We start from the raw sequence: 22,615 nt of genomic DNA, 5'->3' as shown, positions 1-22,615 counted from the left end.
TCATTGCCCCCCGTGATGGTGGGGACGCCCCCTGCCGTCGTCGGGCTTGCGCCCCGCGGGTTCCCCCCCGGGGGTCAGTCCGGGCGGGACCGATCCGGCATCGGAGTCACCATACCGCCCCGACCGCGCCGAGAGCACGACCGCGCCGATCATGGTGGCCAGCAGCGTGACGCCCGCCGTCTCGAAGATCAGCATCGACGGCCCCAGCAGTTCATGGCCCAGGGCGCGCACCACCTCGGCGCTCTCGGGCACGGGCCGCGAAGGCAGGTCCGACAGCAGCGCCGCCGCCGTGAGCCCGGCAAACGCCACGATCCCCGCGACGACGGCGAAGCGATGCTGATGCACCATCACCATAGGATTCAGCCCGGCGGGGTTCATCATGAACATCACCATGAAGAGGGCCATGACCATCATTTCGACCGCCATCATGAAGATGGTGGCGATCCCGATATAGGGCGCGGCCAGAAGCACCGCGATCAGCCCCACGGCGATGAAGGAAACCATGAGCAGGAACGACGCGCGCACCATTGAATCCACCCGGAACACGCGCCAGCCCGACCAGATCGCCAGCGCCGACAGGGTAAGGAACAGCGCATCAATCATGGCAGCGCCTCAACGCCGACCAGCGCCAGGTTGGCGAAGGAGAGCGGCAGCAGCACCACCCAGAGGAAGGTCAGCATCCGCGCCGGCGGCATCCGCGCGAAGAACCGCCCGGCGGCCACCGCGGCGGCCATCACTGCCAGCGTCTTCAGCAGCAGCCAGGCCGGACCCGGCAGCACCGGCCCAAGGTAGCCGCCCAGGAACGCCGTCGCCGCCATGGCCGAGAACGCGACCAGCATCGCCGCGCGCGCGAACCGCCAGGCCGCCAGCGCCGGCCCGCTTTCCTCGGCCGAGGCGCCGCCCGCCAGTTCCGCGCCCTCCGCGAAGTCGAACGGCCCGCGCAAGGTGATCGCCAGCCCGAGAGCCATGAAAAGCGGCAGGCCGAGCGGCTGGCGCACGACGTTCCAGAGGTCGCGCTGCGCCTCGACCACCTCCGCCACCGACAGCGATTGCGCGGGCAGCGCCGCGCCGATCAGCACGAACATCGACAGAAGCATCGCGGGCAGGCCGATCGCGACATAGCGATAGGCGCCGATCAGCGGCAGCGGTGAATTGGGCGACCAGCCATGCAGGAAGACGACCACTACCGTCAGCGCCTCGCAGGCGCCCCAGAGAACGAGGCCGGTCGCGATGTCGCTAGCGACGACGCCGGGCGCGAAGGGCACCACCGACAGGCCGACCAGCGCCAGCGCCAGATACCAGCCTGGCGCCAGCAGACGGTTGAGCTGATCGGGCGCCTCGGTTTCGGTGTTCGGGCGCAGCAGCAGCGCCGCGCCGTTTTGCAGCGGCGCCATGACGACCCTGCCGCGCCCGGCGCCGATGCGGTCGAACATCGCGGCGACCCAGACGAGCAGCGGCAATGACAACAGCAGGGCGAAGGTGGCGGCAATCATGCGGCTTCCTCCGGGCAGACAGCGCGCAGGCGCGAGGGCGGGAAACTGGCCAGCCACAGCACCGCCTCGGCCCATTCGCGGCCGGGCAGCGCGTTCGGCGGCGGCGCCGGACTCTCGGTCACCGTCTCGCCGCGCAGCCATGCTGCGAGCCGCCGCCGCATGCCCGACCCCTTGGGCAGCGCCATCAACGCGCCGCGCGCGTGGGCCGCACGCGGCCCGATCCCCATCAGCCGCAACATCCGCGCGGCGCAGAGGGTGGGCGCGTCGCCCTCCGGCCCCTGCGGATAAGGCGGCGAGGCCGCGGCGGCCGAAACGATCACATCGCCCTGCATGGTCAGGTCCAGCACGAGCCCCGGCGGCAGCGCCGGCAGGAACGGGCCGAACCGCGCCGAATAGGCATCGAGCGTCAGCCCGTCGCGGATATCATCCGCCGTCATCGCCATGGGGCGCCCATAAGGATTGCCGCCCATCATGCCGTGCCCGCCCTGCCCGTGCGGACCCATGCCCCGCCACGGATGCGGCGGCACGTCGGGGCGCTGTTCGGGATCATCCGCGCCAGCCGCCCGCCGGATCGCCTCGCCCGGGTCATCGCCGATCACCGTCTCGCCCCGTTCGAAAAGACGCGGGGCCTGCCACCAGACCGTGCCACGCGGCGGGGGGATCTGGGCATGCAGCCGCTCGAGCGCGCGGGCCTGCGCAGACTCCACCTCGCCGGCGACCAACAGCACGCGGGCATGGCGCGGCGACGATACCAGCCGAACGCCGCGCTGGCGCCCAAGCGTTTCGGTCAGACCCAGCCCATGCTGGCCGACGGCGGCGAACACCGCGATCTCGGCGTCATGCGCCAGCGTGGAAAGCCAGCTCATTGCCACCGGAACACCCCCTCGCGCCAGCCGTAGAGGATGCCGATGGACAGGATGCCGAGAAACATGCCCATCTCGGCCAGCGCCTTCACGCCGGTCTCCACGTACACGACCGCCCACGGATACATGAACATCATCTCCATCTCGAACGCGATGAAGAGCAGCGCCATCGGGTAATAGCGCACATGAAACCGCTGCCAGGCGTGGGTTTCGGGCAGGCCACCCCCCAGAAACGGCGCGCGCCGGGGCCATGTCGCATCCGTTCGGGCGATGCGCTGAATGGCTGTCGTGAAGGCAATGGCGAGCATCGCGAGAACGACGGGCATGGCAATCTGGATCATCGTCTTGTCTCCCGATCGTGCCGAGCATGGCGCAACAGCGAAAACATCCGGCTGCTTGCAGCATTAACAACCTTCCAATGATGGATGGTTCCAAGGTGCCGGGATTTTGTCGGGATGGCTCATGCGACCTTCGACCAAGACCCCGCGGCCGGCGAGACGGAGAGCGGCCGCATTCGCCAGGCCAGTTTCGGACCGCCGCGGATTCCGGCGGGAAGGATCCGCAAAGGAACGTTTTACCCGCCATTCCGTTGTGCATGGAAGCATTTGCGGCGAGGCAGCAAAGTGCACACGGCTTTGCCGGCACTCCGAGCCTTCCGCAAGAAGACGAGGTTGCACAAGGCATTGGCGAGAAGACATGCTGCAAGCGAATGAAGCTGGGCGCGCGCCATGTTACGGCGGCGCCGAGGCGCGGCCGGCGGCGGTTCTCGTCCCCGGCCGCAACTGCTGCGCGCTCTCAGAGGCCGAGCGCGCGGCGCTGCTGATAGACGGCGAGGCCTATTTCGCCGCGCTTGACGCCAGCCTCAGGCGCGCGGAGAGATCCATCCTCATCATCGGCTGGGATTTCGACGCCCGCATCCGTCTGCGACCACAGGATGGCGCGGATGCCCCCACGCTCGGCGATCTGCTGCGCTCCCTGGTTGAAGAGCGGCCCGATCTGCACGTCCGGGTTTTGGTGTGGAGCCTTGCCACGGCGCATGGTCCGGGAGAGTCTCTGCCACTGTTCGTCGGCGCGGATTGGTCCGCGCACGAGCGCATCAGCGTGCGTCTCGACACGCACCACCCCTTCTATGCCTCGCATCATCAGAAGATGGTCATCATCGACGATTCCGTCGCCTTCGTCGGCGGCATGGACCTGACCGTCGCCCGCTGGGACAGGCCCGGCCATGCCCCGGAGGAGAAGCTGCGCGAGGATCCGGACGGCAAGCCGTATGAACCCGTCCACGACGTCCAGGCGGTTCTGGACGGGCCGGTCGTGCGCGCCGTTGGCGACATCGCCCGCGAGCGATGGCGTGACGCGACGAACGAGGCGCTGCCGGCCGCCGCCCCGGTCGACCGTTGGCCCGACAGCGTGGAACCCGATCTCAGCAACGTCAGCGTCGCGGTTTCGCGCACGCGGCCGCGCTACAACGGTCGCGCCGGCGTCGAGGAGGTTGCGCAACTTACCGACGATCTGCTGCGCGCGGCGCGAAGGACAGTCTATATCGAGACGCAATATTTCACCAGTCACCGGGTGGGGCGGTTGCTGGAGACCATGCTCGCGCAGCCCGATGGGCCAGAGATCGTGGTCGTGTGCACGCGCACCGCCAACGGCGTCGCGGAGCGCTTCATCATGGGCGCGAACCGCGAGCGGCTGCTGCGCCGTCTGAAGGCGGCCGACCGGCACGACAGGCTGCGGGTCTACTACCCGGTCGCGGACAGCGCCGAGGCGCATCGCCTGCTGATCCATGCCAAGGTGGCGTTCATCGACGACAGGTTCCTGCGCGTCGGGTCCGCGAACCTCAACAACCGGTCCGTCGGGCTGGACACCGAATGCGACGTGACGCTCGTCGCCCAGACCCAGCCGGAGCGCGAGGCGATCCGTCGCCTGCGCGATACCCTGCTGGCCGAACACCTGGGGGTCGACCGTGGCGACCTGAATGGCCCCTCATCAGAGGGGAAGCGGCTCCTCGACGTGATCGACGGTCTTCGCCATGACGGCCACAGCCTACGCCTCATGCCCACATCCCGCGGTGCCCGCCGGCCCTTTCCCGGCACCGTCCTGCTCGATCCCGAGCGCCCGCTGCCCCTTGCGGGCGGTCTTTACCGGCTTTGGTCGCGCCTGGCGCGTTTCGGGCGCGCGCGCGACAGGAGAAGCTCGGAGAGCCCAAGCGTCGCCAGCCCGAAACAGAGGGGGACGAGGAAATAGACGAAACGAAAGATAAGGATCGGACCGATCAGTTCGCGGCCCGGAAGGAGATAGACGAGGACCGCCTCGACCACGCCGAGCCCGCCGGGAACATGGGTGATGATCGTCGCGACATTGGCGCTGACGGCGGCGGCGGCGACCGGGAGATACCCGATGTCCGCGATGGAAAGCACAGCCTGATGAAGCGCGGCGGCAAGAAAGACATAGTTCAGCGACCCCAGCGCGACCTGCGCCAGCGCGAATTTCAGCGCCGGCATCCTGATCTCGCGCCCCCGGATGCTGAAGGGGCGCCGGATGAGCGCGGCCATGACGAGATAGACGACCGGACCGGCGAGCGCGACCGCCGCCGCCACCCTGACCACGCCGCGGCCCAATCCGAAGGCGTTGACCGCTATGTCGGGCGCAAACAGCAGGGCCGCGCCGCCCAGCAGCGCAAGCCCCAGCCCCACCGTGACGCCGCAAAAGACGATCACCTCCGCCACCTCGCCGCCACGCAGCCCCCAGCGGGAATAGAACCGGTAACGGATGGCGCCGCTGGACAGCGCGGCGAGGCCCAAGGTATGCCCGATGGAGAGGCTGGTGAACGACGCGGTCGCGACCTTGCCATAGGACAGCCGATGCCCGACATGGCGCAGCGCCAGCCAGTCGAACCCGGTCAGGGTGAGATAGCTGAGGGCGGAAAACCCCAGCGCCGCAAACAACCGCTGCGCGGAGATCGCCGTGACCGCGTCGACCAACTCCGACCATTCATATTGCGACAGCGTCCGGTAGAGCAGATAGGCCGCCAAAGCCGTGACGGCCACGGCGACGAGGTAACCAAACCAGCGGCGGCGCGAATGGGCGGCGCGATGCGCCTGACGTCGGGGCGGGCTGTCGGCTGGCAAGTGCTGGTTTCCTTCCGGTGCTACGCCGGGGCAACGCGCGCCACGGGGTTTTCGATCCGCGAAAGCGCGTTTTTTACGGCCAGGGCGGCGCGGCCGCATCGGCGGGGAGCGCCGGCTTGACCGAGAGCGTGGAGCGACCCGCCCCCGGCGTCGTGCGCGTCATGACGTGGAACATTCACGGCGGCGCGGGACGGGACCGGCGGCGCGATTTGCAGCGCGTGGTCGAGCTTGTCCGCCGTCATCACCCGCAGATCGTCGCGCTGCAGGAGATCGACTCGCGCAAGCGTCCGCCCTCCGCGCCCGACGCGTTCACCTTCCTGGGCGACGAACTGGGCGGCAATGCCCGGGCCAGCCGCCTGATCCGCGCGCCCGACGGCGATTACGGACACGCATTGATAAGCAGCTGGCCGCTGGCGCCGGCGCGCTATCACGACATTTCCTACCGGCGGCGCGAACCCCGCGCGGCGATCGAGACGACCGTCGAGACGCCGCATGGCCAGCTGCATGTCGTGGCCGCGCATCTCGGGTTGAGCTTCCGGGAGCGCCACCACCAGGCCCTGAAGCTCGCGCGCATCGTCCGGCGCGGCAAGGACCGCGGGATCCTCATGGGCGATCTGAACGACTGGACCGCGCGGGGTTCGGCGCGGCGGATCCTCGACCGGCTGTTCCCCGGACACAGCTACATCCGCACCTTTCCCGCCTTCTGGCCGCTCCTCCCGCTCGACCGCATCTATTGCCAGCCAAGGACGATGCTCAGCCGCTGCTGGACCGACCGCAATGCCAGGGCCGTTTCCGACCATCTGCCGTTGATCGCCGATCTGGTTCTGGAGGATGGACCGTAAGGCCACGGCTGCCGATGGCCGGCTTGAACGGGGATCTACGCGTTGTTCTGAACCTAAACGATGCAAACCTTCTCATGAACAGAGATTAACTCGGTGTCCGAAGGCACTTAGACGGCCATGCCCGGCGCGGGGTTGCTTGTGACCATCCCCGCATCCTCCAGCTTGTGCGACCAATGATCCAGCCTGGGCACGAGCTCGCGCTTGGCTGCGCGATATGAGCGGAGCTTGTCCGTGATGATCCGCTTGGGAACAGATCCCGCGCGTTTCATCGACTTGCGCAGAAGCCGTTTGGCGGCCCGTTTGTCCCGCCGCGGCTGGAGGATCTCGTCCAGAACGGTGCCATGTTGATCGACAGCGCGCCAAAGCCAGAACGCCTTGCCGGAAATCTTCACCACGACTTCGTCATGATGCCAGATGTCGCCAACGCGGCTCTGGCGCCGCCGCAAGTTCCTCGCGATCTGCGGCCCGAATTTGGCCGTCCAGCGCCGAACGGTTTCATAGGACACGCCGATGCCACGTTCGAGCAGCATCTCCTCGACCTCACGCAGGCTCAGATTGAAACTGACATACAGCCAGACCGCGTGGGCGATGATCGATGGCGGGAACCGGTGCCGCTTGTAGATGATGGAAGGTGTCTGCATCGCTGTGATCTACGTGGCAATCAAACAGCAGGCAATCGCAGCCCGCTTAACGTGACAATTCCTCTTTGGGTGCTCACCCTCCTCATGCCCGTGCGACAGGCGGGCGCAACACCGCGCGTTCATCCGGATCCAGTTGCGCCAGAAGGCCCGTCTCCCATTCCAGATAGCGCCGGGCGGCGTCCAGATTGCCGTCATGCCGGTCGTGGACGAAAAAAAGATGATCGATGCACTCGGCCTCGTCAGGAGTGTCGGGCGAGGCAACAATCTCCAGCCCCTCCTTGCGCCACTCTTCCGGACCCGAGGGGATGCTGCGCAGATTGCTATGACCCTGTTGCGTCAGTTCGGCGTGAACACCGTTCACCAGCGCCACGTCGCGTCCCACGATCGTGATCGGCCCGGACCAGACGGGGCGGCGGAGGTGCAGATGCGCCCGGTTCACCCAAGCGGCCCCTTTGATATGCGCCGCGCGATAGTCCATCCCGCGCGAGGCGTCCAGCAGTGTGCCCGGCGCGTGAAGGCCGCTCAGATCCGCAGGCGTCGGGCATGGCGCCGGCGTGGTCTGACCTATCGGCGCATCCCGCAGAACACGGGCGTCATGCCCCATTCCGCGCAACCAGATCGCCGTTGTCGCGGCGCGCAACCCGGTATCACAGCTCAACACGATACGCGCACCACGCACGGCCAGTTTTTCGTCCGTGGCCTGCACCAACTGCCCGCCGGGGGCGGACGTGAATCCGGGTGCGTGGCCTGCGTGATGCTCGGCCGCGGTCCGCACATCAAAGCGGAAAATGCTATGCGCGTCCGCGTTCCATTGGTCCAACTCGGCAAGCGTGACCATCGGGACGCCGTAGGTCGCGATGAGCCTGTCGGCCTGCGCGCGAGCCTCCTTCAATGCCGCTGCCGGTACTTCTGGAAGGCGAGCGGCAACCTGTCCATGCTCCAGATCATAGCCAGCCAGCCGCCAGCCTTGCGTGCCGTTGCGCAGGGCATGCACCGGCCCATCCCAACCCGCCAACCGCAGCGTTTCGGCCCCGATGATCGAGCGGGTGCGCCCCGCACAATTCACCACGATCGGCGTGCCGCGCGCCACCATCTGACCCACGCGATAGGTCAGCTCGGCATTGGGACAGGACAGCGCGCCGGGTATCGACATCTTGGTGAACTCTGCCGCGCTGCGCCCATCGAGAACCAGCATCTCGCGGCCCGCCTCTTGCATTGCGTGCAGCTCATCCGCGGAAACCGACGGTGTGCCAAGCTGATGCTCGACCATCTCGCCGAAGGTCTTGGAGGGGAGGTTCACCCCTTTGAAGAGCGTGTGCCCCGCAGCAGCCCAGGCAGGTGCGCCGCCCTCCATGATGTAAAGATCACCATAACCCATTCCGGACAGTATTTCGGCCCCCCGAAGGGCGATCCCGTCGTCGTCATCGAACAGGATGCACCGCACCGACCGGCGCGGCATAAGACGGGGTGCGTCGGCTTCCAGCCTGCTGAACGGGATATTGACCGAGAAAAATGGGTGCCCTTCGCCATATTGCCCGAATTCACGCAGGTCGATCAGCGCCACTTCGCGGCCATCCTTCAGCGCCGCGCGCACATCGTTGACTGCAATCCGTGCGATGCTCATTTCCTGGTCTTCGCGCCGATGTCCATCACCTTGCATGTTCCGGCCTCGATGTCATAGCTGATCCGTCGGTCCAGCGATTCCAGTGGCTGGCCGTAAAAATGCAGATGGCGGATGACATCGGCTCCGTCAATGACGACGCTGTGAATGTCATCGGCCAGCATCGCCAACGCGTTCCCCGGTCGCAGGTCGACTTCTTCGCGCAGCTTCAGCTCGGCGCGGCCGGGAACCGATCCATCGTCGACGCGCTCGTAGATCTTGTTCTTCTCGGCGCCCTCGACGGCCGCGATACAGGCGAAAACAGTGTGGTTATGCGGCGGGATCACCTTGCCCGGCTGCATGACGTTCAGATAAAGCGTCAGCCCGCTGGGATGATCCGCAATAAAGAAACGGTTCTGCTTTTCCTCAACGCTGGGGGCGGGAAAATCATCCTCGCCCCACAACTCCGCCCGCGCGGCGATATCCATCAGGCGCGACTTGATCCGATCCAGACGCGCGCGATCCATCGGCCCTTCGGCCGTGATTTCCGCAGCGTCGGCGATAAAAGCATTTGTAATTTCCTGGCGTTCAGATTCATATGTCATTCTCGTCAACCTCTTTGTTTCATTCCGAAAAATCAGCCCGCACCGCATCCGTATGCGCGCCCAGTGCAGGCACGTCACCGAAATCGGGTATCTCACCGTCAGCCAGCGCGCCGGGGGCGAGCATCCGAACCGGTCCCGTCGGGCTCCCCACCTCGACAAAACGGTTCTGGGGGTGCGCGGTCAGATCGTCCATCGTGCTGACGCGACCATAGGCAATGCGCGCGGCCTCCAACCTGCTCACCATCTCGTCGCGCGGCACGTTAGCGAAAACCGGACGAATGATCGCATCCAGCGCGACGCGGTTCGCGACCCGGTGGGAATTGGTGTCAAAGCGCGGGTCCTGCGGCAGGTCCGGCTGGCCCAGAATATCGGCGCAGAACACGCGCCACTCCCGTTCGTTCTGGATCGAGAACAGCACGTCCTTGCCGTCAGACCCGGTATAGGCTCCGTAGGGGGCGATGGTTGGATGGTTCAGGCCGATGCGTACCGGCTCCTTGCCGCCATAGACATATTGCAGGTAGGGTACGTTCATCCAATCGGTCAGCGCATGAAACAGCGAGATCGACAGATGGCGCCCCTGCCCCGTGACGCCGCGCCCGATCAGCGCCTGAAGCACCGCCTGATACGCCGTCATACCCGCTGCAATATCGCAGACCGACACACCCACGCGCGTCAATTCATCCTTGGTGCCGGTAATCTGTGACAGGCCGCTTTCGGCCTGCACCAGAAGGTCGTAGGCCTTCAGATCCTTTTGGGGCCCCTCCTCGCCATAGCCCGAAATCGCCACCGTGATCAGGCGTGGATACCGCTTGCGCAGCTCGGCCTGATCAAAGCCAAGACGCGCAATGGCGCCGGGTGCGAGGTTCTGGATAAACACGTCGGCACGGGCCAGCATACGGTCCATAAGCGCCTTGTCACCGGCGTCGCGCAAATCGAGGCAGATTGATTCCTTGCCACGGTTGAGCCAGACAAAATAGGCGCTTTCCCCATGCACCAGATGATCGTAGCCGCGCGCGAAGTCGCCCTCCGGACGCTCGACCTTGATGACGCGCGCCCCCGCCTCGGCAAGGCGGCCGGAAACATAGGGCGCGGCCACGGCCTGTTCGACCGAAACCACCAGAAGCCCATCCAGATCGCCTGCCATTTACTCGTCCTTTTTTACTGAGTCAGTCTTATGATGCCTGATTGTGCCTGCGCCCGGAAATAGCCGGAACGCGCGGGGGCCATAGGCGCCGACTATAGCTTGCAGGTCTGGCGGCAGAAGCGCCGGCACGCTAGCATCTCGGGGTCAATCCTGATACCAGATCGCCACCGATGCCAACGCTGATCGATCACATCAACCTGCCCCTGTTTGTCCCCGCCGATCGCCCGGATCGCTTTGCCAAGGCTGCCGCTGCGGGCGCGGATGCGGTGATTGTCGATCTGGAGGACGCTGTCGCCCCTGATGCACGCGCGACAGGGCGTGCAGGACTTGTCGAGGCGCTGAAGGGTATCGAAGCCCCTATCGTTCTGCGCAGCAACGCCGCCGGGACCGCGTGGTTCGATGGGGATCTAATCCTTGCGCGCAGCGAGGAGATTACATGAGCGCGCGCATTCTGGAGGCGGATCTGATCACGAGCATCACCGATGCTCTGCAATACATCTCTTATTACCACCCGCCCGATTTCATCGCCGCGATGGCGGACGCCTACACGCGCGAGCAAAGCCCGTCGGCCAGAGCGGCAATCGGGCAGATCCTGGTCAACTCGCGCATGTGTGCGACAGGGCGGCGTCCGATATGTCAGGATACCGGTATCGCCAATGTCTTTGTCGAAGTCGGTGTCGAGGCGCGCACCGACTGGACACGTCCGTTGCAGGATATGATCGACGACGCCGTGCGCGCCGCGTGGCGTGTGGAGGACAACCCGTTGCGCGCCTCCGTCATCCTTGATCCGCTGGATACCCGGCGCAACAGCGGCGACAACACGCCCGGCATGGTGCAGGTCCGGATGGTTGCAGGCGATACGGTGCATGTCACCGTCTCGGCGAAGGGCGGCGGGTCCGAGAACAAGACACAGTTTGCCGTGCTGAACCCGTCGGCCAGTGTGGCCGATTGGATCGTGGATCGCGTCGCACAGATGGGCGCGGGGTGGTGTCCGCCGGGGATTCTGGGCATCGGCGTGGGCGGCAGCGTGGACAAGGCGATGGCACTGGCCAAGGCCGCGCTGAACGAGCCGATCGACATCACCGATCTGCGCGAACGCGGGCCTGAAACCCGTGTCGAGGAAATGCGGCTGGAGATACTGGAGCGCGTCAACGCGCTGGGGATCGGCGCGCAGGGGCTGGGCGGGCTGACAACCGCGCTCGATGTCAAGATCGCGACCTATCCGACGCATGCCGCCTCGATGCCGGTCGCGCTGATCCCCAATTGCGCCGCCACCCGGCATGTCGATTTCACGCTGACCGGCGACGGGCCGGCCACGTTTACACCGCCGGACCTGTCGCTGTGGCCTGAGATTGACGGACAAGGGCCGATCGGGCGACGCCTGTCGCTGGATGATCTGAATGATGAGGTGCTGGGCGGTCTGAGATCGGGCGAGACGCTCTTGTTGTCGGGTACGCTCTATACGGGTCGCGACGCGGCGCACAAACGCATGGTCGAAACCCTGCGCGCAGGGGGCGCCCTGCCCGTCGATCTTAAGGGTCGCGCGCTCTATTACGTCGGCCCCGTCGATGCCATCCCCGGCGAAGTGATCGGTCCCGCCGGTCCCACCACATCGACCCGTATGGACAAGTTCACCGACGAGGTGCTGGCCGCGACCGGCCTCAAGATCATGATCGGCAAGGCCGAGCGCGGGGCCGAGGCAATCGAGGCGATCCGCCGCCACGGCGCGGTCTACATGATCGCGGTGGGTGGCGCCGCCTACCTGGTATCCCAGTCGATCAAGGCGGCGCGCGTCGTGGCCTATGACAACCTGGGCATGGAGGCGATCCGCGAATTCACGGTTCAGGACATGCCAGTGACCGTCGCGGTCGACACAACCGGCACGTCCATCCACGACACAGGCCCGCGCCAATGGGCACGGACCTGAGCTCAGGCTCGATCAGCGCACCTTAGACGGTCCGCCCCCCATCGACCTCCAGAACGACACCCGTGATGAAATCAGCATCATTCGACGCGAGGTAGAGCGTCGCATTGGCGATATCGCGCGCTTCACTCAACCGGCCCATCGGCACGGTTGCGATGAACTTCTTGCGGTTTTCAGGCGTGTCTTCCATGCCCATGAACTGCTCCAGAAGGCCGGTCGCGCCCATCACGGGGGCCACGCAATTGACGCGGATCTTGTCGGGCGCCAATTCCACCGCCAGCGATTTGGTCATCAGATTGACCGCGCCCTTGGACGAGTTGTACCACGTCAGGCCAGGGCGCGGACGGATGCCCGCGACCGAACCGATATTGATCATCACGCCGCCGCCTTGATCGCGCCACAGCGGCACGCAAGCCTTGGTCATGTGGAAAATCGACAACACGTTGATGTCGTAAATCTTGCGGAATGTCGCCTCGTCCGTCTCCATCAAAGGGCTGTTCTTGTTGGTCCAGCCTGCGTTGTTGATCACGATATCAAGCGCGCCGAATGCCTCAACTGTCTGCTTGACCGCCGCGGCCACCTGCGCGCCGTCAGCCACGTCACAGCCGATCGCGATGGCCGCATCACCAAGGCTGGCGGCAACATCCTGCGCGCCCTGTTCGTTCAGGTCCACAATCGCCACCTTCGCGCCTTCGGCCACGAAAAGCTCGGCGATCCCCTTGCCAAAGCCCGAGGCCGCGCCGGTCACGAGCGCCACTTTTCCTTCTAATCTCATTGTCTTACTCTCAGTCATGCTTGTTGATGATGGTTTTTATCTGCGACAGTTCCAGCAGTGCAGCGAACCCTTTTTCACGGCCATGTCCGGATTTGCGCACGCCCCCGAACGGCAGTTCGATTCCGCCGCCCGCGCCGAAGCCGTTGATATACACCTGTCCACCACGCAGCTTCTTGGCTACGCGTTGTTGACGCGCGCCGTCGCGGCTCCAGACTGACGCCATAAGGCCATATTCGGTATCGTTGGCGATGCGGATCGCGTCCGCCTCGTCCTTGAAGGTCATCGCACACAGCACCGGGCCGAACACCTCTTCCTGCCCGATCTTGGAGTGCGGATCGACAGGCCCGAACAAGGCGGGCGCGACGTAATAACCGCCCTCGGGCGCGCCATCGCGCACCGTGCCGCGCGCGATCAGCGGCGCATCGGCGCCGTCGATATAGGCCTCGACCCGCTTTTTCTGCTTGGCCGAGATGACAGGGCCAAGGGCTGCCTCCTGCGAGAGGTGGGATGCTTCCAGTCCCTCGAACCGCTCTTTCAGCCCTGCGACAACCTTGTCGTAGACCCCTTCCTGGATCAGAACGCGCGACCCGGCCGAGCAGGTCTGCCCCGCATTGGCGATGATGCCGCCCACGAGAAACGGCAGCGCCGCATCGATATCGGCGTCGTCGAACACGATCTGCGGGGATTTGCCGCCCAACTCCAGGGTGCAGGGGATATAGTTTTTCGCCGCAGCGATCTGGATCATCTGGCCCACTTCGGGCGACCCGGTAAAGGCGATGAAATCCACGCCGGGATGCTCGGACAGCGCCCGGCCCGCCACGTCACCGCGCCCGGTCACCACGTTGATCGCGCCATCCGGAAAGCCGACCTCGCCCGCCAGTTCGGCCAGACGCAGGCAGGTCAGGCACGCATCCTCGGCCGGTTTCAGGACGGTCGAATTCCCTACGGCCAGCGCCGGCGCGAGCGCCCGGGCGAACATCTGCGACGGATAGTTCCACGGGATGATGCAGGCGACCACGCCGTAAGGCTCGCGCACGACCTGCACGTTGTATCCCGCCATGAACGGGATCACCTCACCGTGGACCTTGTCGGCGGCGCCGCCGTAGAATTCGAAATAGCGCGCACAGGCGGCGATGTCGGCGTGTGCCTGCTTCATCGGCTTGCCAGTGTCGCGGGATTCAAGCTGCGCCAGGGGCTCGGCCTCTTCGAGGATACGCAGGCTCAGCTTCAGCATCAGGCGTCCGCGTTCGGCGGCGGTGAGCGCTCCCCAGCCGCCGGTGTCGAACGCCTCGCGAGCGGCCTTTACAGCCGCGTCCACATCCCCCGGCTGAGCTGCCGCGATCGTGGCAAACACCTCGCCATCCAAGGGCGAGCGCACATCCAATTCGTCGCCCGATGCGGCCGGCAGCCACTGGCCGGCGATCAGGTTCAGCGGTTTTGGCAGGGTCATATCATCGGGCATCATGCCGTCTCCTTCTTGTCGTCAAGCGACCCTTCCGCCACCGCACCTCGTTCGATCACGAAGGTCAGGCTTGCAAAGCCGCGCAACAGGGACGGGTTCGATTCAGTAATGATCAGCGTCACGTTCGCATCCGTATCGCGCAAATCGCGCAGCGCGTCGGCATAGCGTTTCGCCAACGCCGGGGCGAGTCCCTGAAAGGGTTCATCCAGCATGATCAGCTTGGCGCCCAACATCAACGCACGCCCCAACGCCACCATCTTGCCCTGCCCACCCGAAACATTCCCTGCGGGACGGTCTGCCATTTCCTTGAGTTCCGGCAGGATGTGATGCACGCGTTCAAGACGCGTTTGCGTCGTTTTCGCATCCAGCTTGGCCACTTGCGCCGGCAGCAGGATGTTTTCCTCGACCGTGAAGGCCGAGAACAGGCGCCGATCCTCGGGCGCATAGCCGATGCCAAGCGCGGGACGCTTGGCCGGGGTCATGTCGGTGATGTCCTGCCCGTCAAACCGGATTTCGCCGGTGACATTGGTGAAGCCCATGACCGAACGCAGCAACGTCGTCTTGCCCGCTCCGTTGCGCCCGATCAGCGCCACCGTTCCCGAGGCCGGTACGGTGAAGTCCAGACCGCGCAGGATGGGAATGTTTCCGATTGAGGCATTTGCGTTGTGAAAACTCAGCATCAGACAACCTCCCCTATGACATCGCGGATTACATCGGGATGCTCCAACACTTCGGCGGGCGACCCGCGCATTTCGATCTTGCCCATGTTCCACACGGCGACTTCGTCGGCGTATTTCTCGACGATCCCCATGTCGTGTTCGACGAAAACAGCGGTGACTTCGGCTTCGGCCAGCGCGCGGACCAGAATTTCCATCACTCCGAACTTCTCCGAGCTGGCAACCCCGGATGTCGGCTCATCCATCAGCAGCAACTTGGGCTTCAGCGCCAGGGCAACGGCGATGTCGATCAGCTTGCGCTGACCTTCGGACAATTCATCCACCTGGCGATGGGCCACATCGGTACAGTTGATCATGTCCAGAAGGTTCATCATCTCGGCCCGTTGACGCGTATCCTTCAGCGCACGGATCGGATTACGCAACTGGTCACGCGCCGCGGCGGCGATCAGCAGGTTTTCCAGCGCCGTATGCTCGGTGAAAAGCTGTGGGATCTGGAACGCACGTGCTACGCCGCGCCGCGTGATCTGGCGCGGCGACAGGGGCGTCACGTCCCGCCCCTCGAAATAGACCTTGCCCTTGGAGGGCTTCAGCCACCCCGTGCAAATGTTCAGGAAGGTCGTCTTGCCCGCCCCGTTGGGACCGATGATGGCAAGGTTCTTGCCCGCATCGATCTGCAACGAGATGTTGTCGGCCGCCACGACCCCGCCAAAGCGGATCTCCAAGCCCTTGGTTTCAAGCAGATGGGTCATTCGCCACGCTCCTTCGTTCCGGCAATGCGGTCCATCAGGGTGTTATAGATACCGGCGATGCCGCCCGGCGCGAAAAGGATGATGATCAGCAGGAAGATGCCCAACACCATCTGCCAGACGTCCCCCGCGAAGGCCGAGGCATAGGTTCGCACGATTTCATAAATCGCGGCCCCCACCAGCGCGCCCGGAACCGATCCGGCGCCGCCGAGGACGGCGATAAAGACCATCTCGCCCGAGCGGATCCAATAGGCATATTCCGGCGTCACCACACCCTGAACAAGGCCCATCAGGATACCGCCCGTGCCACACAGCATCGCCGAAAGGACATACCCGTTCATCATCACGCGTTGCGGCGACATACCCAGGTATTGCAGGCGTGTCTCGTTGGTCTTGATCGTGCGGAAAAGCTGACCTGTCGGCGACTCCAGCCAGCGCATCGAGAACCAGCCAAGTCCAACGGCCATCGCGAGAGACAGGTAGAACATGAACAGTTCGTAGGTGCCGCGCTCCATCTCGATCCAGAGCACAGTGGGACGCGGCAGGCGCATCCCGTCCGCACCGCCGGTATAGTGATAGAATTTCTCCAGGATCGACCAGAAGATCATGGAAAAGGCGAGGTTGAGCATCGCGAAGAAGATAAAGCGGTAGCGCGCCACGAAGAGGCCCACCAGAACCCCCGAAAGAGTGGCCGCGATCAGGCCCAGCAGGAAGACGACGATCAGATCGGCGCCCGGCATCAGCATCAGGGTGAATGCCCCGCCATATGCCGCGATCGCGAAGAAGAGGGCATGTCCGAACGATACCTGACCGCTACGCAAGAGGACGGTTATTCCCATGACGGCAATACCCTTGGCCAGCGCCAGCGTCAGCAGCACCTGCAAGGTTGGCGCTCCGAATGGCACCAGAACCAGCAGAGCCAGGAGAAGGACGGGGATGATGATACGAATTGACATTGCCCGCCCCCGTCAGATCTTGCGCGCCGCCGGGCTGCCGAACAGCCCTTCGGGGCGTACCAGCAACACGGCAACCATGATCAGGTACGGCACCAGAACCTGCGTCTCGGGCCAGACATAGACCGCGAAGGATCGCCCGAGGCCGATCAGCAATGCGGTCAGCGCCGCACCCTCGATCTGGCCCAGACCCGCAGTTGCGACAACGGCAAAGCTGAGGACGATCATATCCGCACCGATCCCGGGCAGAATGGATGTGGTCGGCGAGGCCAGCGCGCCACCAAGCCCGGCGAGGCCCGCGCCCACGATGAAAGTCAGAAGAAACACCTTGTCGGCGTCAATGCCGATCGCCTGCGCGGCTTCACGGTCTTCGGTCGTCGCCAGGATCAGCTTGCCCGCCACCGTACGACGCAGGAAAAAGCGAAGCCCGATCAGCAGGGTAATCGCAACGATGGGCAGCAAGATCAGCTGGTAAACCGTATAATTGACCGAAAACGCCCGCACATTCCCCATCAGTTGCAGCGCCGTCGATTGGAATATCGGCTGCGTGCCCCAGATCAGGCGCTGAACATCTTCGAGGATCATGAAGATCGCGAAGGTCACCAGCAACTGTAGCACTTCGGGTTTGTGATAGATCCGGCGCAGCAGCAACCACTCCAAAGGGCCGCCCAGCACGACACCGATCAGGATGGCCGAGACCAGCATGCAGGGAAATGCAAAGATCGGCGGCAATCCGGCGGCAAGGACAAAAGTGGTCAGCGAGGCGGTCAGATATGCGCCCATCGCATAGAGCGAGCCATGCGCGACATTGAGAATGCGCATGACGCCGAAGATCAGCGTCAGGCCGACGGCAACGATAAAGACGAGCGCCGCATAGGCGATACCGTCGAACAAGGCGAGCAGGAACAAGGTGAGGTTCATGGGGGTCCACACTGTTTGAAGCGGGGTTTGAAAGGCAGTAATCAGGCAGACACGGCCAGAAGATCACTTGGGGAGCTGGGGCGCGAACGGGGCCTTCGACTGGCGAAGGCCCCGACGCTGCATTTATCCGAGATCACTTCGCGTAGGTCTCGACGGTCAGGCTATCGACCCAGCCGGGTTCAAGCGTGCCGACCCAGGCAACTGATTCCTCCCCGACGGGCGTGGTCAACTCGGCCCCGTCGAAGATCATGATGTTCTCAAGCGTGGCGAAGGGGTGCTCGCCGCCCTGAACGGACATGCCCAAGAGCTGTGCCTCGATGCCCTGATGATCCTCGCGCAACGACACGGGACGTCCAAGACCCTGGAACTCCAGCCCCTCAAAGGCCTCGATCACCTGATCCTCGGACGGCCAGTTGCCGCCATTGGCCTCGGCCGCCTTGTCATAGGCCGCCTCAAGCGCGGCAAGGCCCTGGCTCATGTGAAAGACGGGGTAGATCGCCTTGGCGCCGGTCTTTTCCTCGAACTTGGCCATGAACGACTTGAAGTCCTCGTCATCGCGCCGCTCGGGGTGGTTCCAGTAGTGGTCGCCGCGCGCACCCACGATATGGCCCGAGGGCAAGGCAGAGCCCAGACGCTCGAGAGAGCTTTCGGCCAGTGGCAGGACGAACATCGAGGTGTTCGTCAGGCCGCGCTGCGATGCCTGCTGAACGAAGGTGTCCAGATCGCCGCCCCAGCTCGTCGAAAGGATCACGTCCGGCTGCAGGGCTTGCAGGCGCGAAATCTCGGTAGAGAAGTCAGGCGAGCCGAATTTCGGGAAGAATTCGCCCACGACTTCGACCTCGGGCTTGAGCGCCTTGAGCGCGGCACTGAAGATGTCCCAGCTGTCACGGCCCCAGGCGTAGTCCTGGTTCACGACGGCAATGGTTTCAAAATCGGGATTGGTTTTCAGCAGATATGCAACCGTCGCCAGCATCTCGGTGCCGGCATGAGCCTGGCTGCGGAAGACGTAGTTGTAATCGCCCTCTTCAAAGATCTTCTGCGTGCCGCAATCCCACATGATGTTGATGACCTCGAGATCCTCGGCCAGCGGTGCGATCGTCTTGCAGTTGCCGGACGAGATCGCGGCCAGCATCGCATGGGCGCCATTCTCGACCAGGCGGCGATACTCGGTGGTCAGCGTCTCGGTGCCCGCACCCTCATCGACGAAGGTCAGCTCCAGCGGCACGCCCTGGATACCACCATTGGCGTTGATATCCTCGGCCATGATCTCGGCCGCATCCTTGGCGGGCACGCCAAAGACCGACGCAGGGCCGGTCAGGAAGGTGGTGACGCCGACTTGCAGCTTCTCGGGCTTGTCCTGCGCGAAGGCCGCAAGCGGCAGCAAAGCGCAGGCGGCAGTGGCCATAAGCAGTTTCTTCATTGGTTTTCTCTCCTCCTTTTATTTTCTGGACCGTGCCGGCGAAACCGGCAGGGCCCGATAAACGATCAGCGAATAGCAATCGGATTGATGATCATCTGGACGGTTCCCTTGACGCGGGCATGGCCCAGCACGAACAGGAATTCGTGAACGTCATCGGCCGCCAGCTCGCGCGTGTCCATATTCTCGAGAATGTAGATGCCATTCTCGGGTTGCAGGATCTGGTGCGCGCGGAACGCCTCGCCCTCCGTTTCGGCCGGCACGACCTCCATCCCCCAAGTATCTGCACCCACGGCCATCACCCCCAGCGACGCAAGGTATTCGGCGCCGCTCACACCAAGACCCGGTTCACTGCTGCCAAACCGTACAGGATCGGCATCATCGCCGTCCAGCAAGTTCATCCAGTTGGAATTGAAGAGCACGACATCGCCTTCGCCGATACTGACGCCCTGCGCCTCTGCGGCGGCCTTGATGTCGTCCTCGGTATAAGGCGTGCCGGACTCGACCATGTCGACTCCGAAATGTTTGGCCATGTCCAGCATGACGCCACGCCCGACGAGGCCCGGCAGATTGTGCAATCCCAGCTTGGTCAGGCCAGCGGCATTGGCGAACTCATCGTCGGTGTGGCCGTTGTAATATACATGGTCGACGCCCGCATGGCCCAGGCCGTCGATCTGCGGGCCAATGCCCAGCCACCCCATGAAAATGTCATCATTGTAGGTGAACGCATTTTCGCCCAGCCCGCTGGTCGATACCTGATTGGGCTGAAGCACGGTGACGGACAGCGTTCTGGGCGCAAACGCAGGCGTATCGGGGCCCACGACCATGCCAAGGCTGTAAACCTTGCCCGTTGTCACAAGCTCTGCTGCGGATTTGACCCGTTCGGGCGTCATCGTGTTGGCGGCGCCCAATTCGTCCTCTGCCCCCCAGGGCGAGTTGGTCCAGTCCGGCTTGGCGGCCTCTTGCGCCATGGCAGCGGCGCCGAGGCAGCCGACGAACGCAGCAAGGGCAAAATGACGTGTAAAAGACATGGTCTATCCTCCTCCCAAAGGTTTGACTGGAGGTAACAGTGGCATGATCTCTTGATGACGACTAATAGTTTGTGCCTTGATTAGCTAGATCATCCGCCTATTGCTTATGGCCTGAACGGCGCTTTTTCATTGCGTCGTGGAAGTGCGAATTTAACCTTGGGGCCAACAACAATGCGCCAAGCGCGACATTCGGGAGAGGACACCATGAAAATCACAGCAGCCGTGTTGATGCGCGACGGAATTAGCGAGAACTTTGCTGCCGAGGCCCCGCTGGACGTGCGCGAAGTCGATCTTGCGCCGCCCGGCCGGGGCGAGGTCCTGATCCGTATGGGCGCCGCTGGCGTCTGTCACTCCGATCTGTCGGTCATCAACGGCACCCGTCCGCGCCCCTTGCCGATGGTCTTGGGACACGAGGCGTCGGGCCATGTCGAGCAGGTCGGCGAAGGCGTCGATGATCTGAAGGCCGGCGATCATGTGGCTTGCATCTTTGCCCCCGGCTGCCGTCAGTGCACCCCCTGTGCCGAAGGTCGCCCGGCCCTATGCGAACGCGCGGCCAAACATCATGGCGTTGGCGAACTGATGACCGGCGCACGGCGCCTGTCGATGGATGGTCAGCCTATCAATCACCATGTGGGCGTATCGGCCTTCGCCACCCATGCGGTCATGGACCGCCGCTCGCTCGTCAAGGTCGAAAATGATCTCCCCCCCCACATCTCGGCGCTGTTTTCCTGCGCAATGCTGACTGGCGCAGGGGCTGTATTCAACACCGCCCGCATCTTGCCGGGCCAGACCGTGGCCGTGATCGGGCTGGGTGGCGTCGGGCTGTCGGCGGTCCTTGGCGCGACCGCGGCAGGCGCGGGGCGCGTTATCGCGATCGACCCTTTCGAGTCCAAGATGGACGCGGCGCGCAGCATGGGTGCGACCGATTGCATCAAGGCGGACGGCGACACGATCCAGGCCGTCCGCGACCTCACCGATGGCGGCGTCGATTGCGCCATCGAACTTGCGGGATCGGTCAAGGCACTGGAGACCGCGTATGAAATCACCCGGCGCGGCGGCCAGACCGTCACGGCCGGTCTGCCCCACCCAGATCAGCGCATGGCCCTGCCCGCACTGAAACTGGTCGCCGAGGAACGCACCCTCAAGGGCAGCTATATCGGCTCCTGCGTGCCCCAGCGCGACCTGCCCCGCATGTTCGCATTATACGAGCAAGGCAAACTGCCGGTCGAAAAAATGCTCAGCCACAGGGTGCGTCTGGATGAAATCAACCTGGCGATGGATCGGCTGAACGACGGCACGGCGATCCGCCAGATTGTGGATTTTGACTGAAACCCGGACGGTCGCAAACTTGACAATCTCATAGGCGGCGCCTTTAGCTGTTCCCCTTGGAGTGAAGGGACAGCTATGGATATCCGCCAGCTTCGGTATTTCATTGCCATCGCCGAGTCGCCCTCACTGTCGGTGGCCGCCAGCATGCTGGGCGTTGCGCAGCCGTCTCTGTCGCAAAACGTGGTGCGAATGGAGGAGGAACTGGGCGTGCGGCTGGTCGAGCGCAGCCCGCGCGGCACCGTTCTTACGGATGACGGGACGTTGCTCCTGAAACATGCGCGCACGGTCTGCGCCGCGTTCGCGAATTGCCTTGACGAGATGCAGGAAGCCGGCGGCGCCCTGCGTGGCAAGGTCGGTTTCGGAATGCCGCCTTCGGTTTCAATGGTCCTGGCGGTGCCGCTGGCCGAGACGGTTCGGGTAGAATTCCCCGATCTGCGATTGCAGGCGATCGAGGCGATGAGCGGCCATATCAAGACGTGGATCGAGGATGGCACCGTCGACATCGGCTTTATCTATGATCTGGCGAAGGCCGATCACTTTCGCACCACCCATGTATTGAACGAGCGCCTGTTCCTGTTCTCGGCACCCGATGCCTGGCCTCTGGACACGCCGCCTGGAACGCCTGTCCGCCTGCGCGATTTGCAAAAACTGGAGCTGATCCTGCCCAGCCCGTCGCATGGCCTGCGCAAGACGATCGAAAACTACGCACAACCCCGCGGCGTGCAATTGAACGTAACCATCGAAATGGATGCGATGACCCAGATCAAGGAACTGGTGGCGCGCGGGTCGGGCCACACCATCTTTGCCCCCGCCGCCGCGCATGACTTCGTTGCGCGCCGCGAATTGGTCAAAGCCCCCATCTGCGATCCGGACATGGTGCGCCCAGTCTACCTGGCAACCAACCCCACCCGCAAGAGCAGCCGCGCCTGCCGTGCTATCGCGCAGGTGACACTGGATGTCTCGCGCGATCTGGTGCAGCGCGATATCTGGGAGGGTGTATTTGAGACATAAGCCGGATTGATGGGCGTCAGACGCCAATCCTATTGGCCGAACCGGGCCTG

22 protein-coding genes and 1 pseudogene are annotated in these 22,615 nt (G+C 64.2%); 6 read left to right on the top strand and 17 right to left on the bottom strand.

Going from position 1 to position 22,615, the window contains the following annotated elements; translation table 11 throughout:
• From D6850_RS16690 to D6850_RS16675, 4 genes are read right to left on the bottom strand one after another with little or no spacing between them, the layout of a single operon-like run.
• Positions 1-603, bottom strand: a complete 603-nt coding sequence (locus D6850_RS16690) for an NADH-quinone oxidoreductase subunit J family protein (RefSeq protein WP_121168754.1) — start codon at positions 601-603, stop codon at positions 1-3.
• Positions 600-1,493 carry a complex I subunit 1 family protein gene (locus D6850_RS16685; RefSeq protein ID WP_121168753.1) on the bottom strand — a complete coding sequence of 298 codons (894 nt, stop codon included), beginning with the start codon at positions 1,491-1,493 and terminating at the stop codon, positions 600-602. Before D6850_RS16685 ends, D6850_RS16690 begins: the two co-directional genes overlap by 4 nt.
• The gene (locus D6850_RS16680) at positions 1,490-2,359 is read right to left on the bottom strand and encodes a hypothetical protein (RefSeq protein ID WP_121168752.1); all 870 of its coding nucleotides are present in this window, start codon (positions 2,357-2,359) and stop codon (positions 1,490-1,492) included. The genes D6850_RS16685 and D6850_RS16680 overlap by 4 nt, the downstream gene beginning before the upstream one ends.
• Entirely contained in the window at positions 2,356-2,697 is a 342-nt protein-coding gene (locus D6850_RS16675; protein ID WP_121168751.1) for an NADH-quinone oxidoreductase subunit A, read from the bottom strand. Before D6850_RS16675 ends, D6850_RS16680 begins: the two co-directional genes overlap by 4 nt.
• Positions 2,698-3,052: 355 nt before the next feature.
• On the opposite strand from D6850_RS16675, the gene D6850_RS16670 reads away from it, so the two are divergent.
• Entirely contained in the window at positions 3,053-4,603 is a 1,551-nt protein-coding gene (locus D6850_RS16670; protein WP_206019306.1) for a phospholipase D-like domain-containing protein, read from the top strand.
• On the opposite strand, the gene D6850_RS16665 is transcribed toward D6850_RS16670, so the two are convergent.
• Positions 4,498-5,487: a lysylphosphatidylglycerol synthase domain-containing protein gene (locus D6850_RS16665; protein WP_206019305.1), complete on the bottom strand. Its 990-nt coding sequence runs from the start codon at positions 5,485-5,487 to the stop codon at positions 4,498-4,500. The genes D6850_RS16670 and D6850_RS16665 overlap by 106 nt on opposite strands.
• 116 nt (positions 5,488-5,603) lie before the next feature.
• Here D6850_RS16665 and D6850_RS16660 point away from each other — a divergent pair, with 116 nt between their 5' ends.
• Complete coding sequence (locus D6850_RS16660; RefSeq protein WP_206019304.1) at positions 5,604-6,329, top strand: endonuclease/exonuclease/phosphatase family protein; 726 nt, start codon at positions 5,604-5,606, stop codon at positions 6,327-6,329.
• Positions 6,330-6,490: 161 nt separating this feature from the next.
• Here D6850_RS16660 and D6850_RS16655 read toward each other — a convergent pair.
• The 4 genes and pseudogenes from D6850_RS16655 to D6850_RS16640 form a co-directional block, all read right to left on the bottom strand.
• Positions 6,491-6,970: pseudogene (locus D6850_RS16655) on the bottom strand (IS6 family transposase); the annotation flags it as partial.
• Between the two features lie 82 nt (positions 6,971-7,052).
• Positions 7,053-8,564, bottom strand: a complete 1,512-nt coding sequence (locus tag D6850_RS16650; protein ID WP_206019303.1) for a rhodanese-like domain-containing protein — start codon at positions 8,562-8,564, stop codon at positions 7,053-7,055.
• 26 nt (positions 8,565-8,590) lie between these two features.
• Positions 8,591-9,223, bottom strand: a complete 633-nt coding sequence (locus D6850_RS16645; protein WP_206019302.1) for a cysteine dioxygenase family protein — start codon at positions 9,221-9,223, stop codon at positions 8,591-8,593.
• Positions 9,195-10,319, bottom strand: a complete 1,125-nt coding sequence (locus D6850_RS16640) for a CaiB/BaiF CoA transferase family protein (protein WP_121168747.1) — start codon at positions 10,317-10,319, stop codon at positions 9,195-9,197. The genes D6850_RS16645 and D6850_RS16640 overlap by 29 nt, the downstream gene beginning before the upstream one ends.
• A gap of 170 nt (positions 10,320-10,489) precedes the next feature.
• Here D6850_RS16640 and D6850_RS16635 point away from each other — a divergent pair, with 170 nt between their 5' ends.
• Positions 10,490-10,759, top strand: a complete 270-nt coding sequence (locus D6850_RS16635; RefSeq protein WP_121168746.1) for an aldolase/citrate lyase family protein — start codon at positions 10,490-10,492, stop codon at positions 10,757-10,759.
• The gene (locus D6850_RS16630) at positions 10,756-12,246 is read left to right on the top strand and encodes a fumarate hydratase (protein WP_121168745.1); all 1,491 of its coding nucleotides are present in this window, start codon (positions 10,756-10,758) and stop codon (positions 12,244-12,246) included. The genes D6850_RS16635 and D6850_RS16630 overlap by 4 nt, the downstream gene beginning before the upstream one ends.
• A gap of 22 nt (positions 12,247-12,268) precedes the next feature.
• Here D6850_RS16630 and D6850_RS16625 read toward each other — a convergent pair whose 3' ends face one another.
• The 8 genes from D6850_RS16625 to D6850_RS16590 form a co-directional block, all read right to left on the bottom strand.
• Positions 12,269-13,018: an SDR family oxidoreductase gene (locus tag D6850_RS16625; protein WP_121168744.1), complete on the bottom strand. Its 750-nt coding sequence runs from the start codon at positions 13,016-13,018 to the stop codon at positions 12,269-12,271.
• 10 nt (positions 13,019-13,028) lie between these two features.
• Positions 13,029-14,480, bottom strand: coding sequence for an aldehyde dehydrogenase family protein (locus D6850_RS16620; RefSeq protein WP_121168882.1), 1,452 nt, complete (start codon positions 14,478-14,480; stop codon positions 13,029-13,031).
• The gene (locus tag D6850_RS16615; RefSeq protein ID WP_121168743.1) at positions 14,480-15,160 is read right to left on the bottom strand and encodes an ABC transporter ATP-binding protein; all 681 of its coding nucleotides are present in this window, start codon (positions 15,158-15,160) and stop codon (positions 14,480-14,482) included. Before D6850_RS16615 ends, D6850_RS16620 begins: the two co-directional genes overlap by 1 nt.
• Positions 15,160-15,879, bottom strand: a complete 720-nt coding sequence (locus D6850_RS16610; RefSeq protein WP_245964226.1) for an ABC transporter ATP-binding protein — start codon at positions 15,877-15,879, stop codon at positions 15,160-15,162. The genes D6850_RS16615 and D6850_RS16610 overlap by 1 nt, the downstream gene beginning before the upstream one ends.
• Positions 15,880-15,902: 23 nt before the next feature.
• Positions 15,903-16,859, bottom strand: coding sequence for a branched-chain amino acid ABC transporter permease (locus D6850_RS16605; protein WP_121168741.1), 957 nt, complete (start codon positions 16,857-16,859; stop codon positions 15,903-15,905).
• A 12-nt stretch (positions 16,860-16,871) separates the two neighbouring features.
• Positions 16,872-17,777 carry a branched-chain amino acid ABC transporter permease gene (locus D6850_RS16600; RefSeq protein ID WP_121168740.1) on the bottom strand — a complete coding sequence of 302 codons (906 nt, stop codon included), beginning with the start codon at positions 17,775-17,777 and terminating at the stop codon, positions 16,872-16,874.
• A 133-nt stretch (positions 17,778-17,910) separates the two neighbouring features.
• Positions 17,911-19,197 carry an ABC transporter substrate-binding protein gene (locus tag D6850_RS16595; RefSeq protein WP_121168739.1) on the bottom strand — a complete coding sequence of 429 codons (1,287 nt, stop codon included), beginning with the start codon at positions 19,195-19,197 and terminating at the stop codon, positions 17,911-17,913.
• Positions 19,198-19,262: 65 nt separating this feature from the next.
• Positions 19,263-20,225: a cyclase family protein gene (locus D6850_RS16590; RefSeq protein ID WP_121168738.1), complete on the bottom strand. Its 963-nt coding sequence runs from the start codon at positions 20,223-20,225 to the stop codon at positions 19,263-19,265.
• A gap of 204 nt (positions 20,226-20,429) precedes the next feature.
• On the opposite strand from D6850_RS16590, the gene D6850_RS16585 reads away from it, so the two are divergent.
• Together D6850_RS16585 and D6850_RS16580 are read left to right on the top strand one after the other, a co-directional pair.
• The gene (locus D6850_RS16585) at positions 20,430-21,554 is read left to right on the top strand and encodes a zinc-dependent alcohol dehydrogenase family protein (RefSeq protein ID WP_121168737.1); all 1,125 of its coding nucleotides are present in this window, start codon (positions 20,430-20,432) and stop codon (positions 21,552-21,554) included.
• A gap of 75 nt (positions 21,555-21,629) precedes the next feature.
• On the top strand, positions 21,630-22,565 hold the full coding sequence (locus D6850_RS16580) for a LysR family transcriptional regulator (RefSeq protein ID WP_121168736.1): 936 nt from the start codon (positions 21,630-21,632) through the stop codon (positions 22,563-22,565).
• Positions 22,566-22,615: the final 50 nt, after the last annotated feature.

The sequence above is a fragment of the Roseovarius spongiae genome (genome assembly GCF_003651245.1).
GTDB lineage: Bacteria > Pseudomonadota > Alphaproteobacteria > Rhodobacterales > Rhodobacteraceae > Roseovarius > Roseovarius spongiae.
This window is presented reverse-complemented; position numbering and strand designations above follow the sequence as displayed.

What these genes read in the sequence shown, in the direction of transcription:
- D6850_RS16690 (WP_121168754.1), bottom strand. Translation starts at nt 603, where the DNA reads ATGATTGATGCGCTGTTCCTTACCCTGTCGGCGCTGGCGATCTGGTCG.
- D6850_RS16685 (WP_121168753.1), bottom strand. Translation starts at nt 1,493, where the DNA reads ATGATTGCCGCCACCTTCGCCCTGCTGTTGTCATTGCCGCTGCTCGTC.
- D6850_RS16680 (WP_121168752.1), bottom strand. Translation starts at nt 2,359, where the DNA reads ATGAGCTGGCTTTCCACGCTGGCGCATGACGCCGAGATCGCGGTGTTC.
- D6850_RS16675 (WP_121168751.1), bottom strand. Translation starts at nt 2,697, where the DNA reads ATGATCCAGATTGCCATGCCCGTCGTTCTCGCGATGCTCGCCATTGCC.
- D6850_RS16670 (WP_206019306.1), top strand. Translation starts at nt 3,053, where the DNA reads ATGCTGCAAGCGAATGAAGCTGGGCGCGCGCCATGTTACGGCGGCGCC.
- D6850_RS16645 (WP_206019302.1), bottom strand. Translation starts at nt 9,223, where the DNA reads ATGCGGTGCGGGCTGATTTTTCGGAATGAAACAAAGAGGTTGACGAGA.
- D6850_RS16640 (WP_121168747.1), bottom strand. Translation starts at nt 10,319, where the DNA reads ATGGCAGGCGATCTGGATGGGCTTCTGGTGGTTTCGGTCGAACAGGCC.
- D6850_RS16635 (WP_121168746.1), top strand. Translation starts at nt 10,490, where the DNA reads ATGCCAACGCTGATCGATCACATCAACCTGCCCCTGTTTGTCCCCGCC.
- D6850_RS16630 (WP_121168745.1), top strand. Translation starts at nt 10,756, where the DNA reads ATGAGCGCGCGCATTCTGGAGGCGGATCTGATCACGAGCATCACCGAT.
- D6850_RS16625 (WP_121168744.1), bottom strand. Translation starts at nt 13,018, where the DNA reads ATGAGATTAGAAGGAAAAGTGGCGCTCGTGACCGGCGCGGCCTCGGGC.
- D6850_RS16620 (WP_121168882.1), bottom strand. Translation starts at nt 14,480, where the DNA reads ATGCCCGATGATATGACCCTGCCAAAACCGCTGAACCTGATCGCCGGC.
- D6850_RS16615 (WP_121168743.1), bottom strand. Translation starts at nt 15,160, where the DNA reads ATGCTGAGTTTTCACAACGCAAATGCCTCAATCGGAAACATTCCCATC.
- D6850_RS16605 (WP_121168741.1), bottom strand. Translation starts at nt 16,859, where the DNA reads ATGTCAATTCGTATCATCATCCCCGTCCTTCTCCTGGCTCTGCTGGTT.
- D6850_RS16600 (WP_121168740.1), bottom strand. Translation starts at nt 17,777, where the DNA reads ATGAACCTCACCTTGTTCCTGCTCGCCTTGTTCGACGGTATCGCCTAT.
- D6850_RS16595 (WP_121168739.1), bottom strand. Translation starts at nt 19,197, where the DNA reads ATGAAGAAACTGCTTATGGCCACTGCCGCCTGCGCTTTGCTGCCGCTT.
- D6850_RS16590 (WP_121168738.1), bottom strand. Translation starts at nt 20,225, where the DNA reads ATGTCTTTTACACGTCATTTTGCCCTTGCTGCGTTCGTCGGCTGCCTC.
- D6850_RS16585 (WP_121168737.1), top strand. Translation starts at nt 20,430, where the DNA reads ATGAAAATCACAGCAGCCGTGTTGATGCGCGACGGAATTAGCGAGAAC.
- D6850_RS16580 (WP_121168736.1), top strand. Translation starts at nt 21,630, where the DNA reads ATGGATATCCGCCAGCTTCGGTATTTCATTGCCATCGCCGAGTCGCCC.